General features: G+C 64.5%; 11 protein-coding genes and 1 pseudogene. 6 read left to right on the top strand and 6 right to left on the bottom strand.

From position 1 onward, the window contains the following. The first annotated feature begins 95 nt into the window (after window positions 1-95). Window positions 96-389, top strand: a complete 294-nt coding sequence (locus PSV00_RS07890; RefSeq protein ID WP_300445977.1) for a hypothetical protein — start codon at window positions 96-98, stop codon at window positions 387-389. Window positions 390-851: 462 nt separating this feature from the next. Here the strand turns inward: PSV00_RS07890 and PSV00_RS07885 are convergent. After that, a pseudogene (locus PSV00_RS07885) lies at window positions 852-1,061 on the bottom strand (IS6 family transposase); the annotation flags it as partial. Window positions 1,062-1,808: 747 nt separating this feature from the next. On the opposite strand from PSV00_RS07885, the gene PSV00_RS07880 reads away from it, so the two are divergent. Further along, window positions 1,809-5,720, top strand: a complete 3,912-nt coding sequence (locus PSV00_RS07880) for an autotransporter outer membrane beta-barrel domain-containing protein (RefSeq protein ID WP_300445976.1) — start codon at window positions 1,809-1,811, stop codon at window positions 5,718-5,720. A 1,046-nt stretch (window positions 5,721-6,766) separates the two neighbouring features. Here the strand turns inward: PSV00_RS07880 and PSV00_RS07875 are convergent. Beyond that, window positions 6,767-7,984, bottom strand: coding sequence for a TIGR03862 family flavoprotein (locus PSV00_RS07875; protein ID WP_300445975.1), 1,218 nt, complete (start codon window positions 7,982-7,984; stop codon window positions 6,767-6,769). Between the two features lie 107 nt (window positions 7,985-8,091). On the opposite strand from PSV00_RS07875, the gene greA reads away from it, so the two are divergent. Both greA and PSV00_RS07865 read left to right on the top strand, forming a co-directional pair. After that, entirely contained in the window at window positions 8,092-8,571 is a 480-nt protein-coding gene (greA, locus tag PSV00_RS07870; RefSeq protein ID WP_300445974.1) for a transcription elongation factor GreA, read from the top strand. A 162-nt stretch (window positions 8,572-8,733) separates the two neighbouring features. Further along, window positions 8,734-8,895 (top strand): hypothetical protein, encoded by a 162-nt coding sequence (locus PSV00_RS07865; RefSeq protein ID WP_300445973.1) that lies wholly within the window; start codon window positions 8,734-8,736, stop codon window positions 8,893-8,895. On the opposite strand, the gene PSV00_RS07860 is transcribed toward PSV00_RS07865, so the two are convergent. Beyond that, window positions 8,892-10,220 carry a terminase family protein gene (locus tag PSV00_RS07860; protein ID WP_300445972.1) on the bottom strand — a complete coding sequence of 443 codons (1,329 nt, stop codon included), beginning with the start codon at window positions 10,218-10,220 and terminating at the stop codon, window positions 8,892-8,894. The two genes, PSV00_RS07865 and PSV00_RS07860, sit on opposite strands and share 4 nt — an antisense overlap. Before the next feature lie 146 nt (window positions 10,221-10,366). Continuing rightward, on the bottom strand, window positions 10,367-10,879 hold the full coding sequence (locus PSV00_RS07855) for a hypothetical protein (RefSeq protein WP_300445971.1): 513 nt from the start codon (window positions 10,877-10,879) through the stop codon (window positions 10,367-10,369). A gap of 265 nt (window positions 10,880-11,144) precedes the next feature. Between PSV00_RS07855 and PSV00_RS07850 the strand changes: the two genes are divergently transcribed. Both PSV00_RS07850 and PSV00_RS07845 read left to right on the top strand, forming a co-directional pair. Next, window positions 11,145-12,194: a thymidylate synthase gene (locus PSV00_RS07850; RefSeq protein ID WP_300445970.1), complete on the top strand. Its 1,050-nt coding sequence runs from the start codon at window positions 11,145-11,147 to the stop codon at window positions 12,192-12,194. Further along, the gene (locus PSV00_RS07845; RefSeq protein ID WP_300445969.1) at window positions 12,181-13,101 is read left to right on the top strand and encodes a hypothetical protein; all 921 of its coding nucleotides are present in this window, start codon (window positions 12,181-12,183) and stop codon (window positions 13,099-13,101) included. The genes PSV00_RS07850 and PSV00_RS07845 overlap by 14 nt, the downstream gene beginning before the upstream one ends. Here PSV00_RS07845 and PSV00_RS07840 read toward each other — a convergent pair. After that, entirely contained in the window at window positions 13,098-14,063 is a 966-nt protein-coding gene (locus PSV00_RS07840; RefSeq protein ID WP_300445968.1) for an ImmA/IrrE family metallo-endopeptidase, read from the bottom strand. The two genes, PSV00_RS07845 and PSV00_RS07840, sit on opposite strands and share 4 nt — an antisense overlap. A gap of 125 nt (window positions 14,064-14,188) precedes the next feature. Further along, a complete protein-coding gene (locus PSV00_RS07835) occupies window positions 14,189-14,446 on the bottom strand; it encodes a hypothetical protein (RefSeq protein WP_300445967.1) in 258 nt (85 codons plus the stop codon). Between the last annotated feature and the right edge of the window lie 127 nt (window positions 14,447-14,573).

Below are 14,573 nucleotides of genomic sequence, written 5' to 3'. Positions count from 1 at the left end.
TGTGAGCCAGGCGCCAGCCCGCCTCCGACCACCCCGTACACCAGCGTTCTGCGGCGGGCCGTGCGCCAGGAAAACCCAACCCAGGAGGATCGGTCATGAGAAAATTTGTCGTTCACGCATGGAATTTCATCTTCAACCACAATGTGAGCCCGCTCCGGCACATCAAGGACGTGGCCATCAGACATTACGTTCTTCAGGCCCTGGGCTTCATGTGGGCCGTCAGTTTTTCGATTGCGATCGGTAGCTACGTGACGGCCTTCGCGAATATTGTCGGTCATGCCGTGTTGATCGGTGCTGCTGCCATCACCGTTTCCACCTACACCGCCGCGCGGGTTAAGCCGTCCATGTTCACGGGTTTTGGTCGACGACCGAATGGCGAGCACGAGTAGGCCAGCCGACCTGACTATCGGCTTGAACAGGCATCCTCTGGACGCCGGTAGAATTTCAGGATGCGCGCGCCTTTTGCAGGTATGGCGCAGGCCGAAATTCCGGCGTTTCCCACGTCAGGGCGCGTGACCTGGGAAACGCCTTCACCGACCTCTCCAGCGCGTCTGGGAGGAGGCTGGGTGGCAATAAAATATGCTCCGATTATGGGCCAAGTAGCCGCACATAAACGCTTCTTAGCCACTTCTTCCCTGGCCTTCGTAATGCGGGGGTCAGGTGTTCGAGTCACCTGACCGGCACCACCTGTCCAGAGCCACTCTGGACAGGAAGTCGGCGGGCGAGCGGCCGGAGTGCCGCAACGCTGGGAAGCCGCGTGGGTCCTGCATGGGACGGCCGGAGCACCGACCGGGCAAGGGTGCTGTCAGGGTAACCGCGCCAGGTCGAGAAGCGTCCTGCCCTGCCTGAAATCAGGCAACCACATCCGCCCAGGCGGAAGCCGCATCAGCGCGAAAGCGGCGCAGGGCGGGTCTGCTGATCAGATGGCGCTGGATATTGAAGGTGGTGTGGATGGCCGCGTGGGTGGTGAGGAACCTCCGGGCTGAGGCGGGGGATTTGAACCGCTGCTGCTGACGTTCTCGTCGTCGGATCGGCAGGTGGGAGTTCTCGACGCGGTTATTCTCCCGCAGCCGACCCGGCCGGAAACCGATGGCGGTTGAACGAAATCAACATTACGAAACAGCCCCTCCGTCAGCGGCTTACAGCCGAACTACCGAAGGTCCTCTAGCGTTCACCTGACGGCACCACGGGGTCTGACCGAAGACCGGCTTCCGCTTCCCGGCGGTTGTAAAAATACAGCGTCTCGGCCCCGACTATTTCGTAGATTGTGGTGCACAACCGCCCGTCGACGCCAACAAATAGAACTTCCGTTAGTAGCCGGTCGCCGACGTGAAAAATCTCACGCATTAGAATCATGATCAGGCCGCACATATTGCGCCGGGAGCCCACGACACTTCCGGCAGTGACAAGAGACGCCTTTCAGACGCCAATCTAACCAAAACTAACCTTGGCGACACTGGAAACATTTGAAAAACATAAATATTTACTTACGTTTTCAGCCGCTCCGATCATTTTCACCAAAGCTGAGTTCAGTCAATAGAATTCCTGCGCATGAAACAAGCATCAAAACAGGCCGCCAGAACACACAAGATCCATAGATTAATTCAAACAGCCGACTTTATATGTCGTTTACACGACATATAGGCCGTTTACACAGAAATCCTGAGTTCTCAAAAAATTGACCGAGATCAAGGGTGGGCAACCTGGTTTTCCCTATTTGAAAAAGGGCCGGCACAACTTGAAGTGATTGGCCGTGTCCGCGAGCGTCTCGCGCCATTAATTTCAAAAGTTAAAGCGGAGATAGAAAAATGACTAAGAATTCTAGGTACATTCGACTGTCCGTCGGCGTGTCGGCCTTGGCACTGATCGTCGCGTCTCCGGCCCTGGCCCAGGCGGTTGTGAGTCCCGGACTGGACGTCGATCCGGTCTTCGTCATCACCGCCGATCAGGTGCTCACGCTCGGCGTCACCGACGCCGGAACGCCCGCCGCGACCGCCGTTGTCGCATCGACCGCGACCGGCACGATCGTGCAACGCCTGAGCGTCGGCGAGGAAGAGCCGGTGCCGCTGGCCCCGGCCGCCGCGCCGGGCGACCTCGACGCCATCATCTCCATCGACAATGCCGGCACGGTGTCGATCAAGGCGCTGGCCACGGCCACCAACGACGAAGGACATGCGGTCGCGAACGCCGACCTTGTGGACGCGGTCACACAGATCGCGACGGCGCCCAACGCAACCGTCTCGGCCTCGCTGGTCAACTCCGGTCTGTTTGACCTCGGCGCGAGCGCCAGCGCGACGGGCACGGACTTCCCCGGCGACATTGCGGCGCGGGCCACGGCGAGCGCCATCGGCGGCCTGCATCAGGAAGCCACCGTCGAAGGCGGCGGCGGCGGATCCGCCAGCACCTCCATGATCAATAGCGGAACCATCCTGTTCAACGGTACCGCCACGGCCAATGCGGTCGGCGACGCGCTCGCGCGCGCCACGGCCGGCGAAGCCCTGTTCATGCGGGCCCAGGCCAACGGCGGCGGCGACGGCGTGACCAGCACAACCTTCTCCAACAGCGGAACGCTGACGGCCGGTGCGGCCGCCCTGGCCACCTCCAGCGCCGGTGCGGCCACCGCCGAGTCCACACTGGGCGGCGGCGAACATGGCCTGTTCCACCTGCGGACCGCGTCCAACGGTTCGGGGGACGACAGCTCCACGGTGACCGTCACAAACGCCGCTGCCGGCCGCATCACCGGAACGTCCATCGCGACCGCCAACGGGACGACCATCGCCGACAGCAACGCGGTCGCCGACAGCCTTCTCGTCACCAAGGTCCAGTCCAACGGTCAGGACGGCGGCCTCTCGATCGCCACCGTCACCAACAACGGGCGGATTAATTTCGGGGCCACGAGCGTGGCGAGCGCCTTGGCCGAAGGCTCCCGGTCCGGGGCCATCGCGACGATAGGCTCCGCCATTCTGCAGGTGGCCGAAGCCGAAGGCTCTCCCCAGATCGAGAACCGGACCGCAGCCGTAACCCTCACCAACAGCGCGAGCGGCGTGATCAATGTCATCGGGTCCGCCTCGGCGACCGGCGACTTGGCCAACGCCAGCTCGCAGCTGGATCCGGCTGTGCTGCAGCAGGCCACCACCACCGGTGCCGCCAGCGCCGCCTTCACCAACGGCGGCTCCTTCCTGGCCAGCAGCAGCGCGTCTGCGACCGGCCTTACGGGAACGGCGCAAGCCGGCGCGGTTGGCGTCGAGCAGGAAGTCACCGGCAACACCGCCCTGGCCACGTTCGCCAACACGGGTACCTTTACGGTCCAGTCGATCGCCGGCGTGTTCGGCGAGACCAGCGGCTCGGCCTTGGCCAGTTCGATCGGCTACACGGCGTTTGGCGACCCGCTGACGCTGGCTGTGACCAATAGCGGGGCCGTGGTTGTCACCGCTGACGCCCAGGTTGCTGGCCCGGCGACCGCCGGGGCGCTCGGCCTTGGCTTCTACGGCACCTACGACCCGACCGTGGTCGTCGAGGGCGAAGAAGGCGGTGGCCATGGCGGCACCGAAGGCCACGGCGGCCCCACCAATGGGGGCCACGGCACGGGTGAAGGCGGCCCGGTCATCTGGGAAGAAGAGGCAGCCAACAGCCTCTCCGGTGCCGTCACCAACTCCGGCAGCCTGACTGTCACTGCAAGCGCCACCGGCTCGATTCTGATGGACGCCCCTGTTCCTGGCCTGGCCTTGCCCGCCGCGCCCGCCGACCTGCCCGTCGGCGCCACGGCGGTCGGCATGGACTTCGAGTCGGCCGTCAACACCGCCACCCTGACCAACACCGGGGCGATCATCGTTTCGGCGCGCACGAATGTCGGCGTCGCGTCGGCGACCGGCATTCTGGTGCGGGACTTTGATGCCTCGCCCATTCTGCCGCCTGAAGGCGCGGTCTTCACCATCATCAACGACGGTGGCACGATCACCGCCCGCGAGAGCACCGACGGCGGTCTGACCTGGACACACGGGCTGGCGATCGACACGATCCTGGCCCCAAACGCCGTGGCCATCCGCCTCCTCGGCGGCGGCTCCATTTACGGAAACGTCGATATCTCGGCCGATGACAGCATCACCATCACCGGCGGCACAACCACTCTCGACGGCCTGATCAATCCCAACGGGGAGTTTGAGGGGTCGCTGACCATCGCCAGCGGCGGTGCGTTGCACCTTGTGGATTCGCGCACCGCCAACCCGTCCTATGACGGACCTGCCGGCGGCTATGTGAACACCTTCACTGTCGCATCGGGTGGCACTCTGGTGCTGGACATGCCGCTGTCGTTCGGCGGCTCCGGAGCGCCCTTGGGATCGGTCGGTGCCTTGGCCATCCCGTCGCCTATCCAGGTGATTGCGGCCAATACGGTCACGCTGGCGGGAACGCTGCAGCTCAACCTGTCGACGTCGAACGGCCTGTTCGAGAACTTCTACAGCATCGACAACATCATCGACGCCAACGTCCTCAACGGGACCTTCTCAAGCGTGGTCACCAATACCGGAAGCCCGCTGCTGGTTCCGGTAGCCGTCTATGACAGTGGGGCCAACGTTGACCTGACCATCACTCGTATCGGGTTTGGTGCCGTATCGGGCCTGACAGGCAACCAGGGCGCGGTCGGCGGCGGCATCGAGGCGGTTTACAGCCCGACCCTGACGGGCCCGTTCGCCAGCTTGCTCTCCAACCTGTTCCTGCTGGACGCCACGGACTACCCCCTGGCGCTGGATCAGCTCACCGGTGCTCAGACCGCTGGCTATCTCCAGTCCCTGCGTAACAGCAGCCAGCAGCTGAACACCGCCATCGCCGACCAGTCGGACTGCCTGAGCAGCCCCGAAGGTATCGAAAGCTGCCGCAATCCGGAAACCGGGTTCCGCCTGTGGATGGCTGGCGGCCTGACCAGCGCCAACCTTGATGGCGACGCCAATGCGCCGGGGTCCGACGCCAAGCAACAGTTCGCGATTGTCGGCCTGGACCACGTGATGGACAAGGTGAGGGTCGGCGGCTACGTCGGCTATCGCGATCTGGAGGTCGACTTTGACCGCCAGAATGGCCGGATCAACGCCGATGGCTGGCTGATCGGACTGCGGGCGGCATATGACACCGGCGACTACTATCTGCGCGGCGTCGGCAGCTTCACGAAGCTGAGCGGCTCCAGCATCCGGTCCATTGGCATCCTGAGCACGGCCGGAACCGCAGCGGGCACGCCGGACACCGGCACTCTTTCGCTCTATGCGGAAGCGGGGGCCCGCTTCCCGGTCCAGGGCACATGGCTGACGCCGTTCATCGCGCTGGACCACGCCGGCTCTGAGCTGAGCGCCTTTACCGAAACGGGCGTGCCGGGAGCCAATCTCGCCTACTCCGACCAGTCGGTGTCGCAGACATCGCTGCTGGCCGGCCTGAAGTGGACGGGCCGCATGGGGTCGTTCATCCCCGAGGCGCGCATCGCCTACCGCAGTGACCTGGGCGACTCGGCCTTCGACGTGACCGCCCGGTTCGCAGACGCTCCGGCGGGGAGTGCGTTCACCGTTCAGTCGCCGGTCGTTGATCGCGGTTCGTTCCTCGCGGGTCTCAGCCTGACGGGCGCTTTCTCGGACCGAGTGAGCGGGAGGATCGGCTACACGGGTCGCTTCGGTAGCGGCATTGATGACCAGGCTGTCTACGGCAGCGTGACCATCAGGTTCGGTGCCGGCGCTCGATAGTCCCGAGATCCTCGGCTCAAAAGCGTTGGGGGGCCGGCAGCAATGCCGGCCCCCTTTCACATTCCGCCGCATGGACATGGTGCCCGGCGCAAAGGCGACGGCGTCATCCGGGACCGTTTGCGCGTTTCACCAGAACGTTGCGCCAGGCTCGCGGGTCGGACAGCGACGACCATGCCCGTGAGGCCATCGTCACCGGCTGCTCGATCGCTCCCTTTGTGGCCGTCAGTTGCCCTCCCGCGTCGTCGAATTAAGGACCGCCCCTCTCGCAAATGGTGCTCGCGCCCCGCCGGTTGGAATTAGCCGGTTGAATCAGCAGACGCGTCGCCCTTCCGCCCGCCCAACACATCGACGGCTGAAACGTGCGCGGTTTCCGATCGGTACTGCAGCCCCCCTTCTGAGATGCCAGTGGGGTTGGAAGAGCAGATATCGCAACCGGCCGTCGCCGTCCGAAGGGCCAAGATGAGCCGGAGACCGATGTGCGCTTAAAGAATGGAGAGCGTGGGCTCCGAAGTGACGGTGGCGTTTCGGGATTGCCCGGCGTTTCCCACGGAAAGCCGCCTTAACCAGGAAACGCGCCAGGGGTCCCGATTTCCGAAGCCGGGAAGGGGCTGGGTGCTGGTGAAACGCACCCTGCATTCAGACGCCAACAAACTGACCGAAAACACCTTTTACCCTGTCGTTCCCGGGCGTTCGTAATGCGGGGTCAGGTGTGCGAGTCACCTGAGCGGCACCACTTTTCCAGTCGCACTCTGGCGAGGATGCCGGCAAGCGAGCGGCGGAAGGGCCGTCGCGCTGGATCGACGCGTGGCTCCGGGCTGGGTGGCGTTCAGAGGGACGCGCTCCACGATGGGGGCCGATCACCCGGCAAATGTCATTAGGTTCAGATGAGACGCGAGGGTCACGTCACCTTCAGAGCCGCAGCCGGATGCCGCATATCGTTCCCTTTGCGAATCCGTCGGCGACCGAGACCGACGGCGCGGAGAGGCCAGGGCGGCGGCATGGGTGCGGCTGGCCGGGGCGCGCTTCTGCTGACCCGGCGTTGACCCTCACCCCGCCGCCAGCCACGCCTCCACACCCATCGCCGCCACAACCCCCGACGCCAGCGACGCCTGCAGCAGATAGCCGCCGGTCGGGGCTTCCCAGTCCAGCATCTCGCCGGCCACGAACACCCCCGGGCGGGCCGTCAGCATCAGGTCGGGGCCGGTCGCGTCCAGCCGGACGCCGCCGGCGGTCGAGATGGCGCGGGCCAGGCCCTGGACCCCGGTCACCGTCAGCCGCAGCGCCTTGATCCGGCGGGCCAGCTTGTCCGGGCCGGTCGGCATCTCGCCCGGCACCTCGCGCAGCAGGGCGGCGGCGGGCGCGGACAGCCCCCCGGCCTTGCGCAGCCAGCTGGCCATACTGTCCTTGCCGCGCCCGGCCTGCAGCCGCGCCGCCAAAGCCTCGACCGACAGGTCGGGCCGAAGGTCGACGGTCAGCAACGCCGACCCCTCCGCCGCCACCGCCTCGCGCAGGGCCGCCGACAGCGTATAGACCGCCCCGCCCTCCAGCCCGTAGGTCGTGACCACCGCCTCGCCGCGCACGGTGCGGTCGCCGACCGTCAGGGCCACCCCCTTCAGCGGCTGGCCGGCGACGCGCGCGCGCACCACCTCGGACCAGTCAATATTGACGCCCATGTTCGACGGTCGCAGCGGCACCACCGCCACCCCGGCGGCCGCCAGCGGCTCGACCCAGGCCCCGTCCGCGCCCAGTTTCGGCCAGCTGGCCCCGCCCAGGGCCAGCACCACCGCATCGGGCCGTTCCAGCCGCTCACCGTCCGGGGTGTCGAACCGCAGGGCCCCGTCCGCGCTCCAGCCGGTCCAGCGCGAGCGGGTGCGCAGCTGCACGCCCAGCCCGTCCAGCCGCGCCAGCCAGGCCCGCAGCAGGGGCGAGGCCTTCATCGCCCGCGGAAACACCCGGCCGCTGGAGCCGGTAAAGGTGGCCTGGCCCAGCCCCTCGGCCCAGGCGGTCAATTCGTCCGGCGAAAACGCGTCCAGCCACGGCGACACCGCCGCGGCCGCGCCGCCGTACCGGCCCTCGAACGCCGCCTGGTCCTCCGAATGGGTCAGGTTCAGCCCGCCGCGCCCGGCCATCAGCAGCTTGCGCCCCGGCGACGGCATCCGCTCATGCACGGTCACCTGCGCCCCCGCCTGGGCCAGCCGTTCGGCCGCCATCAGCCCGGCCGGTCCGGCCCCGACGATGTGGATGGTCTTCGCTGCAATGGTCATGGCGCGGTCCCTAGCCTGTTCCGCGCAGCGCGTCATCGCGCCCGCCCAACCGCTGTTGCGTAAAAACCGTTCGTGGAACGTCCGCACCCGGCATACGCTCCCGCCCCATGAGTGTTGCCTTTACCCGCGAGGAGGATCTGGAGGCCACGGCCGCCGACCTGCCCGACCGCCCGATCTCGCCCCACCCCAACCGGGTCACCCCGGCCGGGCTGGCGGCGATCGAGTCCGCCCTGGCCGCGGCCCGCGCCGCCTATGGCGCCGCCCAGGCCCATGGCGAGATCGAGACCGACCGCACCGCCATGGCCCGGGCCACCCGCGACCTGCGCTACTGGTCGGCGCGGCGCGCCTCGGCCCAGCCGGTCGAGATCGCCCCCGCCGACGGCCGCGTCCGCTTCGGCGGCTCGGTCACCCTGGAACGCGACGACGGCCGCAGCCAGACCTGGCGGATCGTCGGCGAGGACGAGGCCGATCCGGCCAAGGGCAGCGTCAGCCATATCTCCCCCCTGGCCGTGGCCCTGAGCGGCAAATGCGTCGGCGACACCGCCGTGATCGCCGGGCGCACCGTCGAAATCACCGCCGTCGACTGAGTCATCTTCACCCGGAAGGTTGTCCCCGGCGGCCCGATGGCTCAAACAGGGCGGGACGGGCGGGTGACCGCCCCGGGACCGCGCGCCGCGCGCCGGTGCCATATCGACCTCCCGGCGCTCCCGCAGCGCGAAGCGCGACAGCGCCACGAAAGAGAGACCTCCATGGCCCGCAAGCCCAACTACAGTTTCGAACGCATGGAGCGCGACCGCGCCGACGCCAAGAAGGCCGCCGAAAAGGCCGCCAAGAAGGCTGAAAAGAAAGCCCAGGCCGCCTGGGAAGCCGGCGAGGGCCCGCAGCCCGAGACCCCGCCCGCCGAGGACTAGAGCGCCCGCACCCAGGGGCCGTCCCGCCGCTGCAGCAGCAGGTCGGTGACGGCCCACACCAGCGCATCCGCCCGGTCGGGGCTGGCGCGACCGCCGCCCTCACCGCCCAGACCACACAGTTCCTCTTCCAGCGGCTCCAGCCCGGCGGCATGGGCGACCCGGCCCTGTTCATAGAGGGCCGCCACCGGCTCGGCCCGCGCCGCCTTGCCCAGCACCGCATGCACGCGCCGGATCGGCACCGTCAGCCCCGCCGCCCGCAGCACCGCCCCGGCCATGGCCCCGCCCTGGTTGGTCTCGACCACCACCCGGTGCGCGCCATACGCCTCGACCGCCGCCCGCACCCGCCCGGCCCAGCCCTCGGGCGACAGCCCCCGCACCGTCCGGTCGGCCAGCACCAGAACCCGGTCCCCCGCCCGTCCCGCCACCACGATCCCGCACGCATCCCGCGCCCGCCCGGATAGCGGCCCCGCCGGCGGGTCCACGGCAACAACCACTTCTTGCAGGGGGCTATCGCGCTTCGCGCTACTTGAGCCCCGAATGGTCCCGGACGGTTGATCGTGCCCTACCCCGTTCATCCCCGCGAAGGCGGGGCCCCAGTCGGCTCCCAGCGCTCTCGCCTTATCGATTTCCTCCAGCCCAAATAGCGCGCCCTCGACCTCCAGCACCCGTCCGTCCAGCTCCTGCGCCGCCCGTCGGGTGCCGCCGTAAAGATCGAGCATCGCCGCCAGAAACCCGGGGGCGAGGTGTGCGGAATTGGTCGCCGTCGCCGCGTCCGTCCGAACCAGCCCCGGCTCGTCAAGCACACCCCTCAGCAACCGCCCCGGCTTCGGCGTACTCGTCAGAATCAGCCGGGGTCTTTCCCCCAACCTCAACCCCAGCCGCAACATCGCCAGCGTTTCCTGCCCATACTCCCACGCACAAAACTCATCCCCCCAGGCCGCATGAAACTGGGGCCCGCGCAGCCGCTCCGGTTCGCGGGCCGAGAAGATCAGCCCCAGCACCCCGCCCGGGAACACCACCCGCCGCAGCGACGGCTCGAACCGCGCGCCCGAGCGGAACGGCAGGTTCAGCACCCCCGACGGCCCCTCGACCATCACCGCCCGCGCGTCATTCAGCGTCGGCGCCACCAGGGCGATCCGCCCCGCCGCCCCCACCGTCCGCGCCAGCCGCGCCGCCTCGGCCCAGACCCATTCCGCCCCCGCCCGCGTCTTGCCCGCCCCGCGCCCGCCCAGAAACAGCCAGGTCGTCCAGTCCCCACCCGGCGCCCTCTGCCCGTCATGCGCCACCCGATCCCAGGCGGCGGCACCGGCGCTTTCGGCGTCCAATTCAAGAGCCCTCCCCCTCGATGGGGGAGGGTTGGGTGGGGGTGACACTCTGACCGATTGAGTCTCCGGCGTTCCCTTCGGCACCCTCGTGCCTTCACCCCCATCCCCGGCCCTTCTCCCATCAAGGGGGAAGGGGGCATCATCGCTCAACCCGCCCCCTCCCCCCGCAGAAAGTCCAGCGCCGCCCGCCGCCCCCGCTCGGTCCCGTCGGGGTCATCGCCATCCCCCCCGGCCCCGCCGCGCGCCAGCCGTTCCAGCGTCCCGGCCAGCCGCGCATAGGTGTAGGCCCGGGCCGGTTCCAGATCGCGCAGCATGCGGATCGCGCTCTGCGCCGCCGCCCGCGCCGCCTCCCCCAGTGAGGCATCCACCGCCAGCGCCCGGCACGGCGCATCGGCCGCCGCCACCCCATCCTCAGCCCCCAGCACCCGCACCACCGCATCCGCCTCTGCCGGCGACAGCCCCGTCAGCGGCGGCCGGTCGTCCTTGCGCCGCCAGCCGTCGCGGCGTGCGCGGGCATACAGGGTCCGTTCGGTCCCGCCATACTGTTCAACCAGCGCCTTGGCCGTGGCCCCGGCCTGATACAGCCGCCGCATCTCGTCCCATTCGGCGTCATTGCGGCGGCGATAGGGTTTGCGGTGAAGAGGTGTGGATCGGGTCATGCCCGCATTATCGGGCAGGCCGGAACGGGGGCGGGAAATTGGCGCTCAGAAACCGTGAGGCCATTGATCGGTCGGGGGTTTTTCGCAGGAATTAGGCGGAAACGTACCCGATTCCCCCCCACCGGACGACAGCAGCACCGGAACGGCGGTTGGAGGGGCGCGCCTCCCTTCCTGACGATTTGGGTAGAAAGCTAGAAACGCTCGCAACCGGAGGACGGTTAGCGCAAGCTCCAACGAAGCGAGTCACAGAGGTCGGATAGTTGCTATGTATTTGAAAGCGGCCACACTCGATGACCTGCTAGCGCGTGTTTTCGACAAACTGCTCAAAAGCAAGGTGCGCCTCAAAGCGACAAAGGGTGACAACGTAGAAATTTCAGGGGTCAGCCTAGAGCTCACCCAACCTAGAGCTAGACTTAGCAGAACCGAAGTAAAGGGGACAATCTTCAGCTGTCTCGGAGAGTTTCTTTGGTATGTGTCATGCTCAAACACCTCATCACAAATTGAGTATTATATAAGTAGATATAAAGATTTCGCGGAAACTGATGGCACAATATGGGGCGCCTATGGGCCCCGCATTTTCGGCGGAGAACGATCACAGTACGAGATCGTAATCGACACGCTTCGAAAAAAGCCGACTTCAAGACAAGCCGTTATACAGTTGTTTGACCGCACTGATATTGAGGAGGAGCACAAGGATATTCCGTGCACATGCACTTTGCAGTTTCTACAGCGTGACGGCGCCCTTCATATGATCGCACACATGCGATCAAACGATGCATATTGGGGTCTCCCTCACGACATTTTCGCTTTCACTATGATACAGGAGATCGTCGCGAACGAGCTAGGTTATAGGCTCGGTAGCTACAAACATCTTGTTGGAAGCCTTCATCTCTACGACGCTTCCCGTGATGAGGTCGGGCGGTTTTTAAGCGAGGGTGTCCAGCCTACAAGCGCGATGCCCCCCATGAGCCCAGGGCGTCAATGGCCCGACATCAACGAAGTCTTTGCTGCAGAAGCATTGCTTAGAAGACAGGGGATTTCTGCGGTGGATACCGCTATCGCGACAGCGGCTAGACTAACCCCCTTTTGGGCAGACATGGTGAGGCTTCTCGCAATCTATGCCCTGACCAAGGGTTCACATGGGGAACCAGAGAGATTGAGGCCGGTCGTCAAGCTACAGAACGAAATGTCGTCCAGCTATTTCAGAACCTATATCCGCAGGCGCTCGAGAGTGATCGAGCGGAAACAGGAAGAGCTCAATCTGAGCATCGCTGAAAGTCCAGAACATGAGGAGAGCGCCCTTGCGGCCAGCTGACGTTACCCGAGCGAATGCGCTCACGGCAAAGCTCATCGAGTTCAACAATCAACTTGCTTTACCCGGTATTGGCACGGACGAGCGGCGCTCCAGTCTGGTGAGGCAGATGATCGACAGCCTTCACCGCGTTGAATATGTAGAACGTCTAGGCGAGAGGGACATTGCCACCGAGAGAGCAGATCCAAGCAGCGACCTCTTCGATCCTTTGAAGGCCGCTGTTCTGCACCTACGAGCTGGTGACGTTGATGAAGCCGCTTGGCTAGTATTTCTATCCACCCATTTCGGTTTTCACAGGCGCGTGGGATGGCGATCGACGCGTATGGTATATGGCGCGCTGGGCGGTGATCCGTGGACGTGGGCAAAGGTATCAACGGATCCCCTAGGCTTCAGGGCATGGTTTCAAGGCCGCGCTACCGAACTGCGCGGCGCGGTTTTTGGTAACCACCGCAAATATGAGAGCATCCGCGTCGACGCGCGGGAGAACTTGTCAGACACGATTGAGAGCTATGTTGCTTGGGTGGGTGCCAATCGAGGGCATGCCCTCATGTTTTCCGACGCCTTGAATTCAAATAACCACGACCCGAGAAAGACGTTTGACGCGCTGTATAGAAGCATGAATGTCGCTAGGTTTGGGCGTACCGGGCGGTTTGATTATCTCACGATGGTCGGAAAGATCGGGGTTGTGAACGTGGACCCCCCCCACCCATATTTTGGCGCTGCCACTGGCCCTGTTGATGGGGCTAGGCTCCTTTTCACAGGCTCGAAAGTCGGACCTGCTCGCCCACCTGAACTTAGTGCCCAGGTCGTTCGACTCGGTGATTTTTTAGGTCTGGGCATGCAGGTTATGGAAGACAGTTTGTGCAACTGGCAAAAATCTCCTGGGCGCTACACCCCCTTCAGAGGTTAGGCCGCCTTCATTTGCGACCAATCATAGCGAACCTTGAGGAAGTTGAGCTGATCGTATCGGATCAGCCCTCGCTTTTGCATTTGTCCCACAACGATGCCTGGAGAGATGCCGGCACGTTTGGCGAAGCGCATAACCTTCTTGAAGTCTTTACCCAAGCTTTCGAGCTCGTCCTGCATTTCCGAGCTGAGCAACGCATTCTGAGAAAAGCGATCTGCTTCAGCTTCCTCTTCCCCGGAAATATAATCGGCTCCTTCCACGAACATGGGCGACGATGAGTGGAGAACGAGATGCCCAATTTCATGGAAGACCGTGAACCAAAAATGGTCGTCGGATCGGTACCGGAAACTCAATTGAATGATTGGCCTACCCGAGGGCGAAAAGTGCGTCGCGCCGCTAGCTCGGCAGCCAGTAGGTGTTCGGACAAACACGATAGCCACGCCTGCTTTTCGCCCCAGCTCGACAAGTGCCGGGAAAAACTCCGCAGGATCCTTCACCCGTGTCAGCGGCCTGATACTGCTCACGGCATCAGCAAGCGCCCCAGGTTCCCAGTTCGAACAATCGACCGCGCGAGCTTGAACAATCCCTTGTCTCAGCCACGCTGCTACTGCCGCCGCATTGGCCTCGTGAGCTACTGAGGTCCGGAAGGCTACGGCCTCTACGATATCTCGGCCGTTTCGACGCCAATCGCCGTAGTCATCCTCAAAGAAAGCAAGAGCGGAGTTCCGTGTCGAAGTGCCCTCGTTCGGAGCAAGCCAACCAAGGGCTTTCATGTCGCGCAGGGGCAACTTGTCGAGAAAAGCAGCTTGCTCGGAAGCTAGCGTCCGGATGTCCGAGCTTTCGGATTGTTGTCGAAAAAGTTGGTCTCTCTTGATCCAGAACGGTGCGCTTGGGCCGAAGAGATTTGCAAGGCGGGAAGCAAGCTCTTGATCAATCGGCATCGCGCCGTCGATCAGATCGACCAATCCATCCAACGTTAGGTCAAGCTGCGCGCTGACATCACCGTGGAGCAATTGCCTTGAGGTTATAATATCTTGGACGGTCGCGCCGGGCGAGACTGCCCAATCTCGCTCGAACAAAGATCGATTAGTCATGTCCGATCAAGCCTTTTTATCAGCAAGCGTTCCACCCTATTCCAATCGATGACGTCGCCTCGCTTCGGCGGCTTGGCCTCATTTGCTTCAACGAACAGGCGATAACGAGGGTGAAATTGGATAGCAACCGAAGTTGCTCCGATCTCCATCGGAACCCAGCTGATGTCTGTGATTATATCGGCCGCCTCAAGATCGGCCAGCCTCGCATGCAGAGCAGCGGCGGCTTCCTCACCCATTTGCTTCTGGGCCTTCAATCGGCTCTCGCAAATGAAGCGAAGCGCCTTATCCCCGAAAGCCAAGTCCAATCGCTTCGCACCACAATGATCTCCGCTTACGACGGAATCGCGTGAAATGGACGGTACACCGCTTTCGCCTTGTAGA

Origin of the sequence: Brevundimonas sp. (genome assembly GCF_029945885.1) — a bacterium.
Classification (GTDB): Bacteria; Pseudomonadota; Alphaproteobacteria; order Caulobacterales; family Caulobacteraceae; genus Brevundimonas.
Note: the sequence above shows the minus strand (reverse complement) of the source record. Positions and strands in the feature narration are given on the sequence as shown.